General features: G+C 48.8%; 1 protein-coding gene. It reads right to left on the reverse strand.

Annotated elements, in window-relative coordinates:
* Window positions 1–813 (reverse strand): PmbA/TldA family metallopeptidase (locus tag ACTIE6_RS16635; RefSeq protein ID WP_439557712.1); only part of this gene is annotated, 813 nt, incomplete at its 3' end.
* Window positions 814–928: the final 115 nt, after the last annotated feature.

Genomic DNA, 928 nt, shown 5'->3' on the forward strand with positions numbered 1-928 from the left:
AAAAAGCTTCTCTCCCAGCCTGGTACCTCCGCCTTTTTTACCCAGAAAACTCCTGCCTTCATCCGCGCTGCGTGCGTCCATGCTCCGCATCATATTGAGCAGCAGGTCTGCACCGGCAGTGGGTTCTAGGATCACGGTGTATTTGCCAGGTTCAAGCGCTTTGGTATTGGTGGAAGCAAGTGCCTTTTGCATCGCTATCTCCGTCGCCGCCAATGTATTTAGCTTGGATACATCATTATAGTCGCGGGATACGTAACCCGATCCTTTTCCATCGGCCGTGCGGACAGTAATGGAGAAGTCGACAGAGGTACTTTTGTTGTAGCCAAACAAGCCTTTATTATTACCCATCGCTGAAAACCCCGCGCTGTCTTCCATATAGCCGGCGGCGGTGAGGTTCTTTTTCACGCAGGGATCAATGCTGTTGAATGCGGCCTGCGCTCGAAAATCCGGGTTAATGGCCGCTGTACTATCCGCAAATGCCTTGCTTTCCGGGAAGTTCGTTGCTCCCAGCATCGGCATGTACTCCGGATTCTCGGGAGCCAGCCGCGCGATTTCCTCAGCGCGGCGAACTGTTTTTTCCAGCGAAGCGTCGTCGAACTCATTGATAGTCGACGTACCCGATTTTTTACCGAAAACAGAGGTAACTGACAACGAAAGATCAGTGGTTTCCCCGCTGGTCGAAACCGAGTTCCGCGCATAACGGATATTCCCCGTCCGGTTGCCCGACAATCCTACACTGACTTCATCAGCCTTCGAAAATGCCAGGACTTTATCTATAATTTTTTTTGCTTCTTCTTTTGATAGGATAGCCATTTGTTGTTAATGGTCAAATGTTGTTGTTGACTTATTGTTTTGTCACCCTGATTTCTATGATAAAACCAAGTGATCGTTATAGGTTGCTTGGTTTTTTATTAGGGCAAAGATGATG

This window comes from Dyadobacter sp. (genome assembly GCF_051859145.1).
Taxonomy (GTDB): Bacteria; Bacteroidota; Bacteroidia; order Cytophagales; family Spirosomataceae; genus Dyadobacter.